Source organism: Roseobacter sp. FCG-D35 (genome assembly GCF_033436665.1).
Classification (GTDB): Bacteria; Pseudomonadota; Alphaproteobacteria; order Rhodobacterales; family Rhodobacteraceae; genus JAWQFO01.
Genome location: NZ_JAWQFO010000002.1, coordinates 357978 through 371508 on the forward strand (window position 1 = coordinate 357978; position 13531 = coordinate 371508).

Below are 13531 nucleotides of genomic sequence, written 5' to 3' on the forward strand. Positions count from 1 at the left end.
CGTTTCCGTGCGCCACCGCGTTTTCATGAAAGTCGGGCCGGATCAGGCGCCGTTGTTGCACTCGCCCAGGGAGGCCTCGGGGCCGCCGAACATCGGGTGATCGGGGGCGTAGGTGACCTGCTCGACCGGCGTGACCTCGACGATCTCGAGCGTGTCGAACTCCGAGGTCGGGTTCTCGCGGCCGCGCACGACGAGCACGTCCTTGAAGCACTGGTGGTCCTCGGCGCGGTAGAGTGTCGGGCCGTTGCCCATGCCGTCGAACTCGAAGCCTTCGAGCGCCTCGGCCACCGCGCAGGGCGCGAAGGATCCGGCGCGGGTCACGGCGTCCGCGTAGAGCAGCGTCTGCACGTAGCAGGTATGCGCCGAGTTGGACGGCGGGCGGCCGTACTTCTCGCCGAAGGACTTCACGAAGGCCTTGGTGCCTTCGTCGCTCAGCTGCCAGTTCCAGTTCATCGAACCGTAGATGCCCTTGATGTTGTCGCCGGCACCGGCGGCCATCAGCTCGGAGTAGAGCGGCACGACGATCTTGAAGTCCTTGCCGTTGACCTGCTTGTCGAGCAGTCCGAACTGCACCGCCTGGGTCAGCGAGTTGACCATATCGCCGCCGTAGTGGTTCAGGATCAGCGTATCGGCGCCCGACTGCAGAACCGGGGTGATGTAGGACGAGAAGTCGCCCGCGCCGACGGGCGTCAGCACCTTGTTGGCGGTTTCCCAGCCGATCGCTTCGGTCGATGCGATCAGCGATTCCTCCTGGGTCCAGCCCCATGTGTAGTCCGCGGTCAGGTGATAGGCGCGACGCCCGGTGCCGAGGTCCTTCTCGAGGATCGGGCCGAGGGCGGCGCCGGACATGTAGGCGTTGAAGAAGTGGCGGAAGCCGTTCGCCTTGCGGTCCTTGCCGGTGGTGTCGTTGGAGTGGGTAAGGCCGGCCATGAAGATGATCCCGGCCTCCTGGCAGAGCGCCTGAACGGCCACGGCGGGACCCGAGGACGAGCCGCCGTTGATCATGATCACGCCGTCCTTCTCGATCATCGAGCGGGCCGAGGCGCGCGCGACGTCGGTCTTGGTGGCGGTATCGCCGGTCACGAACTCGACCTTCTTGCCGAGGATGCCGGTGCCGTCGAGCACCTTCGAGGAGAAGGTGTTGAGCATGCCGCCGTCACCTTCGCCGTTGATGTGCTGCACGGCGAGTTCCTGCGCGCGAAGCTCGTCGAGCCCTTCTTCCGCGTAGGGCCCGGTCTGCGGCACGTTGAAGCCGATCTTGACAGAGCTGCCGGTGGGTTCGTTCGTGAAGCTTTGCGCCCAGGCGGCGGAGGTGAAGATCGTCGGCGCGGCCAGGCCCGCGCCGGCGATCGCCGACGTCCTGAGCAGCCCGCGACGGGTGAAGTTCGATGCCATGTTGTTCCTCCCAGTGATTTTGCGGGCCCGGCGGCCTCTCCCGCAGGCCCGGCGCACAAAAGTGCAAATACGATAAGGCGGGCAAAACGAAAATTGCGCAACAAGTGCCTTGAATGGCTGAACATTTCTGTAAATAAATGCACAAGTCGAAGCGCAAATCTGTAAATTACATGATGTTGCGGTGCAGAAACCCCTTGAGATTGCAGGGGATTGGGAGGACGTCGGGATGGCAGGCGAGGGGCTGACGGGCAGCCGGATCCGCGAGCGGCGCTCGGTCGCCGGGCTGCGGCAAGCAGAGCTTGCCCGGATGCTGGGAATTTCCGCCTCCTATCTCAACCTGATCGAGCACAACCGCCGCAGAATCGGCGGCAAGCTGCTGCTCGACATCGCCAGGGCCTTGGGCGTGGAGCCCTCGACGCTGACCATCGGCGCCGAGGCCGCGCAGATCGCGACGCTGCGCGAGGCGGCGATGCGCGCGAACCTCGCCGCCGAGGAGGTGCAGCGCGCCGACGAGCTTGCCGGACGGTTTCCGGCCTGGGCCGAGGTGCTGGCGGCAGGCCACCGGCGCATCTCGACGCTGGAGCGCACCGTCGAAACGCTGACCGACCGGCTCGCGCATGATCCGCAGCTTGCCGCCTCGGTGCACGAGTTGCTCTCGACGGCGGCATCGATCCGGTCGACCGCCTCTATTCTGGCTGACGAGCCGGACCTCGACGCAGAATGGCGCGAACGCTTCCACGGCAACCTCAACGAGGACAGCCGGCGCCTGGCCGAAAGCTCGCGGGCGCTGGTGGGCTATCTCGATGCCGGTCAGGGCAACGAGGAGGGGGCAAGTTCGCCGCAGGAGGAGGTCGAGGCCTTCCTGGCCGAAAACGACTACCTGTTCCCGGCGCTCGAAGCGGGCGAGGACGGCATCGATGCCATCCTGGGATCGGCGGACAGCCTGCGCTCGAAGGGCGCGCGCAGCATTGCGCAAGGCATGCTGGGACAGATCGCCCAGGACGCCGCGCGGGTTCCTTTGTCGCGCCTGCGCGACACACTGGGCGACAGCCCGCCCGACCCGGTGGCGCTGGCGCGGACTCTGGAGGCGCCAGTGGTCATGATCCTGCGCCGTCTGGCGAGCCTGCCGGAACTGAATGCGGGGCTGGTGGTGTGCGATCGCGCCGGCAGCCTGCTGTTTCGCAAGGCGACGCGGGGGTTCGTGATCCCGCGGTACGGATCGGCCTGCCCGCTCTGGCCGCTGTTCTCGGTGCTCTCCGACCCGGGACGCGTCGACTTCACGCCGCTGGTCCAGCTGGGCCGGGGGCGCGCGGGCTTTGCCTGCTATGCCACCGCCGAGACAGTCGGCGCTCCGGCCTACAACGCGCCGCCGCTGGTGCAGGCCACGATGCTGCTGCTGCCGCGGCCCGAGTTCGAGGAGGAGACAACGGACGGGACGTGTGTCGAGGTCGGCTCGAACTGCCGGGTCTGCCCGCGCAAGGCCTGCCCGGGCCGGCGCGAACCGTCGATCCTGAGCGAGGGCCTCTGAGCCGCCAGCCGTTTTCTGGTCAGAAAACGGGCCGGAAAATTGCAATTTTCCGGGGCCGGCCGTCTAGCGCACGGCCTCGATCGGTCCCTCGGCGCGACCGTGGATGAACTGGTCGAGATGCGGATCGCCGGAGGCGTCCATCTCGCTCACCGGGCCGGTCCACTTGATGACCCCGTCATGCAGCATCGCCACGGTGTCGGCGATCGCGCGTACCGAGGTCATGTCATGGGTGATCGTCATCGCGGTCGCCCCCATCTCGACGACGATCTCGCGGATAAGCTCGTTGATGACACCCGCCATGATCGGGTCGAGCCCGGTGGTCGGTTCGTCGAAGAAGATGATCTCGGGTTCCGCGGCGATCGCGCGCGCGAGGCCCACGCGTTTTTGCATCCCGCCCGAAAGTTCGGCGGGAAGCCGGTCGGCGACATCCGGTTTCAGGCCCACCCGGCGCAGTTTCTCGACGGCGATCTCGCGCGCCTCCTCCTTCGGACGCTTGAGCGAGCCGCGCAGCAGGCGGAAAGCCACGTTCTGCCAGACCGGCAGGCTGTCGAACAGCGCGCCGCCCTGGAAAAGCATCCCGAAGCGAGCGAGAAACGCGTCGCGGTCGCCTTTCGAAGCATCCTTGCCGTCGACGGTGATCAGGCCGGAATCGGGCGGGATCAGTCCAAGGATGCATTTCAGCGCAACCGATTTGCCGGTGCCAGAGCCGCCGATGATCACCAGCGAGGTCCCTTTCGGCACGTCGAGCGTCACGCCGCGCAGCACGTGGTTGGCACCAAAGCTCTTGCGGACGTCCTGCATCGTGATCATAGCGAGAAAAACACCCCCGTGAGCACGAAGTTGGCGGCCAGGATCAGCACGGCGGCCGCCTCGACCGATCCCTTGGTGGCCGCCCCCACGCCCATCGCGCCGCGGCCCGAGGTCATGCCGTAATAGCAGCCCATCAGCGCCGCAAGGAAACCGAAGACCGCCCCCTTCACAAGGGATGAGATGACGTCGAGCGGTTCGAGGAAGTCGACCGTGTTCTGGATGTAGGCGGCGGCGTTGAAGCCCAGCGTGCCGGTGGCGACTGCGTAGCCGCCGAAAACGCCGATGATATCGCCCACCGCCACCAGCAGCGGCACAGCAATGAGCGCGGCCAGCACGCGCGGCACGGCGAGGTACTTCATCGGGTGGGTCGAGAGGGTCACAAGCGCGTCGATCTGCTCGGTCACCTTCATGGTGGCGATCTCGGCGGCGATCGAGGAGGTCACGCGCGCGGCAATCATCAGCCCGACGAGCACGGGCCCGAGTTCGCGCACCATACCGATGGCCACGATCTGCGGCACCACCGCCTCTGCGTTGAACCGCGCGCCGCCGGCGTAGATCTGCAGGGCCAGCGCGCCGCCGGTGAAGATCGCGGTCAAGCCCACCACCGGAAGCGACAGCCATCCGATGTTGAGCAGCGCATGGGCAAACTCGCGCCCGTAGAAGGGCGGGCGCAGGAAATGGCTCACGGTGTCGAGACCAAAAAGCGCCACGCGCCCGATCGCCGCCAGCATCCCCAGAACGGTGCGGCCAAGCAGGGCCAATGGTGTCATTCGGCGTAGACCCGGCGGTACCGACCGCGCAGTCCGGTCAGCACCTCGTAGCCGATCGTATCGGAGAACCCGGCCACGGTATCGACGGACTGGTGCGAGCCCATGAGTTGCAACGTCTCGGGCTCGCCCTGAACCTCGGTTACATCGACGCCGATGAGGTCCATCGACACACGCCCCGCGACCGGAACCGCGACGTCGCCGTGATGCAGGCGTGCGCGCGGCCCCATGGCCCGGATGAGCCCGTCAGCGTAACCAGCTGAAATCGTTGCGATCCGGCTGGGGCGTTGCGCCGTCCAGGTCGCGCCGTAACCGACCGTTTCGCCGGCCTCAACGTCCCGCACCTGGATGACCGGAATATCGAGCGTGACCACGGGTGCGGCGTCGACGAAGGGCAGGCCGCCGTAAAGCCCGATGCCCGGCCGGGTCAGGTCGAAGTGATAGTCGGGTCCCAGCAGGATGCCGCCCGTCGCCGCCAGCGAGCGCGGAGCGTCGACACCTTGGGTCATCTCCGCGAAGGCCTGCAACTGCGCCGAATTCATCGGGTGATCCGGCGTGTCCGCACAGGCCAGGTGCGACATGATCAGCGTGGGGTTCTGCGACATCGCGATGTCGCGCAGCGCCGCCCATTCCGCCGGCTCCATGCCAAGCCGGTTCATGCCACTGTCGAGCTGCAATCCGAAGGGGTGTCCGGGCAGGCTTTCGACGTGCTGCAGCATCTGGTCGACCGAGTTGATCATCGGGACCAGATTGGCCGCGCGCAGCAAGGCGGTGTCACCGGCCATGTGGCCGGAAAAGACGCTGATCACGGGTCCCGGACCAAGCGCCTTGCGCAGCGCGGCACCTTCCTCGGCGACGGCGACGAAAAATTGCCGTGCGCCTGCGGCGGCAAGGGTCCGCGCCACCGGCGCCACGCCCAAACCGTAGCCGTCGGCCTTGACCACCGCGCCGGTCTCGACGCGGGTCTGGCGGTCGAGCGCACGCCAGTTGGCGGCGAGCGCGTCGAGGTCGATGGTAAGCGTGCCGGTGGCCATGCGCCCGTTCATGACAGGATCGTGCGCAAGGTCAAGCCTCGGCGCGGGTCCGCGGCCGGCTCTCGCGGGCTCGCCTTACGGAATGTCGAAGTAGCGCCGGTTCTCCTGCCATTTCTTCTCGCCGATCAGGCAGTCGTAGGGCTCATCGGCCCTGTACTGGACCGGAACCGCTTCGGGAGGGACCGAGGCGATCTCGAGCACCAGCTTGCGCTTGACCGCCTCGGCGAACTGGTCCCAGTTCAACACAGGGATCACGAAGGCGCCGGGACCGCCGATCACGCAGTTGCGGTAATAGGCGTCGAGGTCCGGAATGCCCCAGATCTCGCTGAAGGCGTCGCTGGTCATTAGCGGCAGGCCATTGATGACGAGCCCCTCCGCCAGTGCTGCGTCGCGCGACGCCAGCACCGGTCCGCCCTGGTTGTTGGGCCCATCGCCCGAGACGTCGATCACCCGTCGCAGCCCGTCATATGCATTCTCGCGGATGTCGCGCGCCGCGTAGTCGAGCGCGCCGGAGATCGAAGTGCGCCGCATGCCGTTGTTGAACCGCGCGGTGATCGCGTTGGCCACGCCCACGGCGTCTTCCAGTGAGGCCAGGACAGTCCACGGCACGACCACGGTCTGCGAGCCTTCGCCGGCCCATTCGACATAGGTGATCGCGATGCGCCCCAGAAGGCCGCCCTCGACGGCCGAGATCACCTCGTCGCTGACCAGCGCCGCGGCATACCCCCGGCGCTGGATCTCGAGTTCGACCGCGGACATCGAGCGCGACACGTCGACGGCGAGGAACAGTTCGACGTCGACCTCGGTGGTCTCGGCCGCGACAGTCAGCGGAAAAAGAAGCAGGGCGGCGATGGCGGCGGGCAAGCGCATAACGCCAAGTCCGCCAGAAAACGCGCCTCCTGTCCAATCACGAATGGTCAGTGGCCGTGTTCGATGCCTTGTTGCCAGGGCTTCACGAGATTGCCGAACCGGGTGAAGCGACCCTCGAAGGACAGCTCGACCGTGCCGATCGGGCCGTGGCGCTGCTTGCCGACGATGACCTCGGCGCGCCCGTGCAGGCGCTCCATTTCTTCCTGCCAGCGCCCCATCGCCTCGAGATCGTGGTCCGAGGGTTTTTCGCGTTCCTTGTAGTATTCCTCGCGGAACACGAACATCACCACGTCGGCATCCTGCTCGATCGAGCCGGATTCGCGCAGGTCGCTGAGCTGCGGGCGCTTGTCGTCGCGCGACTCGACCTGCCGCGACAGCTGCGACAGAGCGACCACCGGAATGTCAAGCTCCTTGGCGATGGCCTTGAGCCCCATGGTGATCTCGGAAATCTCGTTGACCCGGTTCTCCGAGCGCCCGGTGCCTTTGACGAGCTGCAGGTAGTCGACCATCAGCACGTCGAGCCCGTGGGTGCGCTTGAGGCGACGAGCGCGGGCGGCCAGCTGGGCGATCGGGATTGCCGGCGTGTCGTCGATGAAAAGCGGACAGGCCTCCAGCGCCTTGGCCGCATCGACGAAGCGGCGGAACTCGGCCTCGGTCATGTCGCCCCTGCGGATCTGTTCGGACGGAATCTCGGCGGCTTCCGACAGGATCCGCGCGGCCAGCTGTTCGGCGCTCATCTCGAGGCTGTAGAACCCGACGACGCCGCCCTCGACCGCTCCGTCGGACCCGTCCGGCAGCGACCCGCGCCGGTAGGCCTTGGCGATGTTGAAGGCGATATTGGTGGCGAGCGAGGTCTTGCCCATCGACGGGCGCCCGGCGAGAATCAGAAGGTCCGACTTGTGCAACCCGCCCAGCTTCTTGTCCATGTCGACGAGGCCGGTGGAGATTCCCGCCAGCCCACCGTCGCGCTGGTATGCGGCATTCGCGACATTCACCGCGTCCGTCACCGCCTTGAGAAAGCTCTGGAATCCAGAATTGACCTGGCCCTGTTCGGCCAGCCCGTAAAGCGCCTGCTCGGCCTCGACGATCTGCTCGCTGGGGCCCGAGGCCACGTCGACGTTCGCGGCCTTCGACGAGATGTCGCGGCCCAGCTGGATCAGGTCGCGGCGCACGGCTAGGTCGTAGATCATCTGTGCGTAGTCGCGCACCGCGAAGGCCGAGACGGCCGCACCGGCCAGCCGCGCGAGATAGGCCGGACCACCCAGCTCCTTCAGGCCCTCGTCCTCTTCCATGAAAGCCTTCACGGTGACCGGCGAGGCGAGGTTGTTCTTGGCGATCCGCGCGGCACAGATCTCGTAGATGCGCGCGTGCACCGGCTCGTAGAAATGCTTGTCGCTGATCACCGAGGCGACGCGGTCATAGACGTCGTTGTTGGTCAGGATCGCGCCGAGCAGCTGCTGCTCGGCCTCGATCGAATGTGGCATCGTGTCCGGCGCCTGGACCTGCACCGCGCCGGAATCGATCTTGAAAACTTCGCTCATGGCTGCCCCGCCCGTTGTTCTTGTCCCCAGGGCCGACCTCTTATCCGACACGCCCGCCGGGTGGCAAATTGTATAACGTGTGGAAAAGCCGGTATTACCGCAGGCTACACCATGCGGGCGTTCCTGTCAGGTCAAATACCAGATCTTGCGGTCTTCAGTCCGCTTTCCGCGCATCCTGCCAGGCGCGCGGCGCGTCGAGAAAGCTTTCCACCTCGCGCAAGGTCGCCGCGTCGAAGGCGCCTTGCGCGCGCGCCTCGGCCAGCACGTCGCGCCATGTGCACAGGTGATGCAGCGCAACCCCGTGATCGCCCAGCGTCTTTTCGGTGTCCGGGAAGATTCCATAGTAGAAGATCACCGCTGTGTGCCCGCAGGTCGCCCCGGTTTCGCGAATCGCGTCGACGAAACTCAGCTTCGATCCGCCGTCCGTCGTCAGATCCTCGACCAGCAGCACCCGCTCGCCTTCCGTCATCGCGCCCTCGATGCGCGCGTTGCGCCCGTAGCCTTTCGGCTTCTTGCGCACGTAGGTCATCGGCAGCCCCATGCGTTCGGCCACAAGCGCCGCGAAGGGAATCCCGGCGGTCTCGCCGCCGGCGATATTGTCGAAGGCCTCGAAGCCCGCGTTGCGCATCACCGTGACAGTCAGGAAATCCATCAGCGTCGCGCGGATGCGCGGGAACGAGATCAGCTTGCGGCAGTCGATGTAGGTCGGACCCGGCAGGCCCGAGGAATAGATGAAAGGCTCCTCGGCGTTGAAATGTACCGCCTTGATCTCGAGCAGCATGCGCGCCGTCAGGCGGGCCATTTCGGAAGCGTCTGGATAGGCCGAGGGGATCATCGCGGGTCCTTCGTTTCTCTGGTTCTCAAATATCCCCGCCGGAGGCGGAAAGTTCTTCGGCGCGCCTCAGGCCACGCGCCACGCGGGCGTGAACCCGGGATCGAAGACCGTGACCGGGCCGTCCTCGGTTGCAACGCGCTCGGGGCAGGGGCCGGTGGCGCGTTCGAGCGTCAATGTCGCCGCGTTGACTGGCAGATCGTAGAAGGCCGGGCCGTTCAGCGAGGTGAACCGCTCCAGCCGGTCGAGCGCATGCTCTTCTTCAAACACATGTGCCAGGATCGCCATGGTGTTGGGCGCCGTGAAGCATCCCGCGCAGCCGCAGGGCAAGAGCTTGTTGGCGTCGGTATGCGGCGCGCTGTCGGTGCCCAGAAAGAACCGCGCCGCACCCGAAGTCGCCGCTTTGCGCAGCGCCAGGCGATGGGTCTCGCGTTTGGCCACCGGCAGGCAGTAGTAATGTGGCCGAATGCCGCCGGAGAGGATGTGGTTGCGGTTGATCACCAGGTGATGGGTGGTGATCGTCGCACCCAGCGTGTCGTCCTGCGCCCGCGCGTAGTCCACCGCGTCCGACGTGGTGATGTGCTCCATCACGACCCGCAGCCCGGGCGTGGCGCGCCGGATCGGGTCGAGCACGCGGTCGATGAACACCGCCTCGCGGTCGAAGATGTCGATGTCGGGGTCGGTGACCTCGCCATGTACGCAAAGCGGCAGACCGATCTCCGCCATCCGCTCGAGCACCCCGCGCACCTTGTCGAAGTCGCGCACGCCTCTCGACGAATTCGTCGTCGCGCCGGCCGGGTAGAGCTTGACCGCCTTGACCAGTCCCGAGGCATGGGCGGCGGCCACATCCGCGGGATCGGTCTCCTCGGTCAGATAAAGCGTCATCAGCGGCTCGAACACGGCACCCTCGGGCAGGGCTGCGAGGATGCGCTCGCGATACTCCGCCGCCTGAGCGCCCGTCACCACCGGCGGGACGAGGTTCGGCATGATGATCGCACGGGCGAAATGGGCGGCGGAATGCGGCAGCACCGCCTCCAGCATGGCGCCGTCGCGCAGGTGCAGGTGCCAGTCGTCGGGCCGGCGGATCGTGAGCGTCTGGGTCATGGCCCGGCGCTAGCACAGCGCGCCGCGCCGCGCCAGCCTCAGGACGCCTGCAGGCGCTGCAGCTTGTTGAGAAACCGCCCGTCGTCGAGACGCGCGGCGACATTGCGGCAGAGCATTTCGGCAAGTCCCGTGCGCTCGTCGCGCTCGAGGCGGGCAAGCAGCCTGCGCAGGTAGGGCGGGTGGTCGCGCCGGGCCCGCATCATCATCGAAAACGCGTGCCGTTCGAGGCTCATGTCCGCGGCCATCGCCAGAAGTTCGTAGAGCACGTCCATTTCCAGCAGGTCGGTCTGCAGCGCGGACCCCATGTTCGGCAGCGTCAGCCGGGTGACGTGCGGTGCCGCGAAAAGCGCCGCGTGCATCGCATCCTCGCGTTGCATCGGGTCGTAGATAACGTAGGCGCGCGCGGCGGCGTCCAGCATCCGCGGCGCGTAGCCGTAGCGCCGGCGGAAGTCGATGCGCCGCAACTCCACGAAGCGCGGATCCCACCCGGCGAGATCCGGGTCGAGCGTGGCCTGCGGCTGGATGGCCAGAACGCGCGCACCGGGTGCGGCAACGGAAAACGCCGCCGCGGCATAGCCGCAGGGACCGGCGCCGTAGAAAAGGACCTCGTCGTAGCCGTCGAAGACGCCCTCGTCGGAAAGGTTGTCGAAGAAGGCGAAAACCGCTGGATCACGGAACCAGGTGTCGCCGTCGCAGATCAGCCCCATGTGCGACCAGCCGAACCCCTGCGCCATGTCCCAGCCGAACGGGTGGCCGGAGGGTGACAGCGCCTGGATGCCCTGCCGGCTTTCGAAACTGACGAGCAGGGTCGGTCCGCCGTTGACGAAAGCAGCCATATGACGCCCCCCGAGATCCCGGGCGTACCCGTGCTCATCGGCGACCGACCGGATTCCCGCGGTCCAAGTCGCCTTGTCGAGCGTTTTGAGGGGTGGTCCAAAATCCGGAGCCGAAATCGTCATATCATACCTATTCTCGTACCGCGCGAAAAGCGGCGCACAATCCTGTCAGTCTATAACGCAGTCGTTCCAGAAATGGTCGGGTCGTTGTGAAAACAGTCTGTCGCCAGCGGACGACCTATCTGAAAACATGAAAAAATTCGTGGTTATCATGTTGGCCAAGCTCGGCCCGCGAGTAAAGGTCATTTCTTCTCACAGCACCGTGCGCCCGTTCTCCGGCGCCCCGCGTCATTTCGCAGGGCAAAATGCCCTCTCCCGCCCGCGCAGAGACCGGAAATCGGCGTCGGGGACGCGCGTCCGGGCCATCATCGGACGCCCGGGCTCTGGTAAGGTCGTTTCGATCCGAAATTTCCTAAAGGATCAGCTCTCGGTATCGACCGCCATCGCGTAGGCCGCGCGTTCGACTTCGCTCAGCTGGACACTCTGTACCTGTTCGGCCAGCGCGGCGAACTCCGGGGTGGCGCGCAGCGTCTCTGCCCTGTCCCGGTGCCAGTCGAGCCCGGCGCGATGCAGCGCCCGCAGCCGCTCGTCTTGCATCAGGCGGTCGTATTCCGCGCGCAGGCGCGCAGTGTTGCGCTGGATCGTGAGGTCGCGGTGGTAGCTCCAGTCCATTCTGACCCAGTAGTTGAGGCCGATGCTGCGGTCGACATGCAGAGCCCGGCCGCGCTGGCGCTTGACCAGGAAACTGTCGAGCGAGCGGAGCGCATAGTGGTTGAGCTGCACCAGATCGTAGCCGATCGAGCGCCGCGAATTGCGCCAGCCACTGCGCAGCACTTCCTGGGTCATGTCGGCACCCGAACCGTTGACCCACTTGACGCGTTCCTCGGCGCCTGGCACCAGCTTGTTCGGGCGGTGGCAGCTGATCTTGCGATACGCCCCGATGTTGCGTGTCAGCGTCTTGAAGCCCCAGGCGGTGTGCGGCTTGGGGCAATGCCTCGGCGCGCAGCGGTCGAATTGCACGGTGACGAGCCGGTCCTGAAGGCGATGAACGCCGTTGTGTCCGAAAAGCCGCCATGTCATGGCGACGTTCGTGGCATCGGGCACGGCGGCGCGGAGCGCGTCGAGCGTGCCGTCGCCGGTGCGCACGTTGATGAATTCGTCGACGTCGATATGCGCGAACCAGTCGGCCTCGCGCACCACCGGATCGGTCAGGGCTCGGTCGAGCGCATGCTGCTGGGGCGACGGACCGGACCAGTCGTCGTTGCGGCGGTGGTCGCTCACGCCCAGTTCCGAGAGCCGGTCCAGCATCTCCTGGGTGCCGTCGCTGCAGTCGTTGGAGTAGATCACGAAGTGTCCGACGCCGATGGCGCGGTGATGCGCGATCCATTCCAAGAGATAGGGCGCTTCGTCCTTCATGCAGGCGATGATGACCGTGCCGCCGCGACCCGGCGAGGACAGCCGCGCCGGCGCAGGTGCGTAGGGTTCGACAGGCAGATCCTCCAGCAGGTTGCCGATCCGGTCATGCGGTGCAAAGCGCGACGTTCGCAGACCGATGTAATGCCGGACAGCCTGCGGGGTCATGAGTTGCCGGGCGGAGTCGCTCATGGACGCAACGTCGGGTTTTGTTGTCAGGTCCATGTCCTCACTGGCCGCCGGGGTGCTGCCCGCGTGGTCGATGCGCCACATGAAGGCCAGCAGGTACTGGGAGGCGCGAAAACCCTGGCCTGGGTCGGCTTCGCGCCAGTCAGGGCCCATGGCCGGAGGGTCCAGCGCCGCGCCAAGCACGGGGAAGCGCCGCGCCAAAACCGTATTGTCTTCCGCGAATCGCCGGGACAGGGCCGAAAGGCCGCCGTCGTCGGGCGGCGGACCCGGCACTGCGATCTCGGACAGCAACTGACGCCAGAGCGCGTGCGGCAGCTTGCGCTGGCCGGGTGCGAGAAGCTTCAGCACGAGGGCGTTGAAAAGGCGGAACCGCGCAAGGCTCGCGGCGGAGTCCGGTTGTTGTGGTGTTTGGTCTTCGGCCTTGCCGATTGTCTGTTCGATCCCGAAGGCTGCACGGATTTCCTCCGTCACCGTTGGCCCGTCAAAGAGATTCGCATCGTAGCCGCGAAGCTGGACCGAAGCGGGCCCGAAAACCGAACCCCAGCAGTCGACGAGCGCCGTGTAGTCGAGCCAGAAGGGCGGGCCCTGCGTTTCCTCGAAGATCCCGGCCGCGGGCGCGATCGCCGGCATGGCGGCAATGCAGGCGTCCCACCAGCGGTCCTTTGCGGCAAACTTCAGGTCGCGGTCCAGCGGTATTGCGCGGCCCATGCGCAGTTGCCTGGCGTAACTCTCGCAGAGCATCCGTGACTGTTCCGCGACATGGGCGGTGACCCGCACCTCGCTGCCGAATCCCGAGAGAAAATCGCGCAAACGCTCCATCTCGCTGATGCGCCAAAGGGATGTCCCAAGATGCGCCGATGACAGGATCAGAACCTCCGGCTCGGCGCGTTCGACCTCGCGTCTCAGCGCCTGCGCCAGCTCGTCCCTCAGCGCGGCCTGACGTGCGGGATCCTGCAGCGCGTGGTCGCAGCGCAGCGGGTCGAGACGGTCGGCTTCGGTCACCGCCATGAAAAGCCGGGCGTGATCCTCGACGCCCGGGCTGCGCGGGAACAGCACGCCCTTGCGCAGAAGCTGGTTACGCTTCGAGGCCAACACCGACTGCAGGCGCCGGGTGCCGGACGGGTGCGGCCCGATGTGCAACTCGATCCGCAT

The 13531-nt window shown here is 66.4% G+C and carries 11 protein-coding genes; 1 reads left to right on the forward strand and 10 read right to left on the reverse strand.

Translation table 11 applies throughout. The features are described 5' to 3' along the window. Window positions 1–42 precede the first annotated feature (42 nt). The gene (locus R5H30_RS05880) at window positions 43–1395 is read right to left on the reverse strand and encodes a substrate-binding protein (RefSeq protein WP_318327146.1); all 1353 of its coding nucleotides are present in this window, start codon (window positions 1393–1395) and stop codon (window positions 43–45) included. Window positions 1396–1621: 226 nt separating this feature from the next. On the opposite strand from R5H30_RS05880, the gene R5H30_RS05885 reads away from it, so the two are divergent. Continuing rightward, a complete protein-coding gene (locus R5H30_RS05885) occupies window positions 1622–2923 on the forward strand; it encodes a short-chain fatty acyl-CoA regulator family protein (RefSeq protein ID WP_318327727.1) in 1302 nt (433 codons plus the stop codon). A gap of 63 nt (window positions 2924–2986) precedes the next feature. Here the strand turns inward: R5H30_RS05885 and R5H30_RS05890 are convergent, their stop codons facing one another. The 9 genes from R5H30_RS05890 to R5H30_RS05930 form a co-directional block, all read right to left on the reverse strand. After that, window positions 2987–3733, reverse strand: coding sequence for an ABC transporter ATP-binding protein (locus R5H30_RS05890; RefSeq protein WP_318327147.1), 747 nt, complete (start codon window positions 3731–3733; stop codon window positions 2987–2989). After that, window positions 3730–4503, reverse strand: coding sequence for an MlaE family ABC transporter permease (locus R5H30_RS05895; protein WP_318327148.1), 774 nt, complete (start codon window positions 4501–4503; stop codon window positions 3730–3732). Before R5H30_RS05895 ends, R5H30_RS05890 begins: the two co-directional genes overlap by 4 nt. Continuing rightward, window positions 4500–5534, reverse strand: a complete 1035-nt coding sequence (alr, locus tag R5H30_RS05900) for an alanine racemase (RefSeq protein ID WP_318327149.1) — start codon at window positions 5532–5534, stop codon at window positions 4500–4502. Before alr ends, R5H30_RS05895 begins: the two co-directional genes overlap by 4 nt. Window positions 5535–5609: 75 nt before the next feature. Then, window positions 5610–6404: a DUF1194 domain-containing protein gene (locus R5H30_RS05905; RefSeq protein WP_318327150.1), complete on the reverse strand. Its 795-nt coding sequence runs from the start codon at window positions 6402–6404 to the stop codon at window positions 5610–5612. 47 nt (window positions 6405–6451) lie between these two features. Further along, complete coding sequence (locus R5H30_RS05910; RefSeq protein ID WP_318327151.1) at window positions 6452–7945, reverse strand: replicative DNA helicase; 1494 nt, start codon at window positions 7943–7945, stop codon at window positions 6452–6454. 154 nt (window positions 7946–8099) lie between these two features. Next, entirely contained in the window at window positions 8100–8780 is a 681-nt protein-coding gene (locus tag R5H30_RS05915; RefSeq protein ID WP_318327152.1) for an orotate phosphoribosyltransferase, read from the reverse strand. A gap of 66 nt (window positions 8781–8846) precedes the next feature. After that, on the reverse strand, window positions 8847–9881 hold the full coding sequence (gene pyrC, locus R5H30_RS05920; RefSeq protein WP_318327153.1) for a dihydroorotase: 1035 nt from the start codon (window positions 9879–9881) through the stop codon (window positions 8847–8849). 38 nt (window positions 9882–9919) lie between these two features. After that, window positions 9920–10717, reverse strand: coding sequence for a phosphoadenosine phosphosulfate reductase (locus tag R5H30_RS05925; protein WP_318327154.1), 798 nt, complete (start codon window positions 10715–10717; stop codon window positions 9920–9922). Window positions 10718–11197: 480 nt separating this feature from the next. Further along, window positions 11198–13531, reverse strand: a complete 2334-nt coding sequence (locus R5H30_RS05930) for a glycosyltransferase family 2 protein (RefSeq protein ID WP_318327155.1) — start codon at window positions 13529–13531, stop codon at window positions 11198–11200.

What these genes read in the sequence shown, in the direction of transcription:
- R5H30_RS05905 (WP_318327150.1), bottom strand. Translation starts at nt 6,404, where the DNA reads ATGCGCTTGCCCGCCGCCATCGCCGCCCTGCTTCTTTTTCCGCTGACT.
- R5H30_RS05930 (WP_318327155.1), bottom strand. Translation starts at nt 13,531, where the DNA reads ATGCGGATCGAGTTGCACATCGGGCCGCACCCGTCCGGCACCCGGCGC.
- R5H30_RS05910 (WP_318327151.1), bottom strand. Translation starts at nt 7,945, where the DNA reads ATGAGCGAAGTTTTCAAGATCGATTCCGGCGCGGTGCAGGTCCAGGCG.
- alr (WP_318327149.1), bottom strand. Translation starts at nt 5,534, where the DNA reads ATGGCCACCGGCACGCTTACCATCGACCTCGACGCGCTCGCCGCCAAC.
- R5H30_RS05915 (WP_318327152.1), bottom strand. Translation starts at nt 8,780, where the DNA reads ATGATCCCCTCGGCCTATCCAGACGCTTCCGAAATGGCCCGCCTGACG.
- R5H30_RS05880 (WP_318327146.1), bottom strand. Translation starts at nt 1,395, where the DNA reads ATGGCATCGAACTTCACCCGTCGCGGGCTGCTCAGGACGTCGGCGATC.
- R5H30_RS05925 (WP_318327154.1), bottom strand. Translation starts at nt 10,717, where the DNA reads ATGGCTGCTTTCGTCAACGGCGGACCGACCCTGCTCGTCAGTTTCGAA.
- R5H30_RS05890 (WP_318327147.1), bottom strand. Translation starts at nt 3,733, where the DNA reads ATGATCACGATGCAGGACGTCCGCAAGAGCTTTGGTGCCAACCACGTG.
- R5H30_RS05885 (WP_318327727.1), top strand. Translation starts at nt 1,622, where the DNA reads ATGGCAGGCGAGGGGCTGACGGGCAGCCGGATCCGCGAGCGGCGCTCG.
- R5H30_RS05895 (WP_318327148.1), bottom strand. Translation starts at nt 4,503, where the DNA reads ATGACACCATTGGCCCTGCTTGGCCGCACCGTTCTGGGGATGCTGGCG.
- pyrC (WP_318327153.1), bottom strand. Translation starts at nt 9,881, where the DNA reads ATGACCCAGACGCTCACGATCCGCCGGCCCGACGACTGGCACCTGCAC.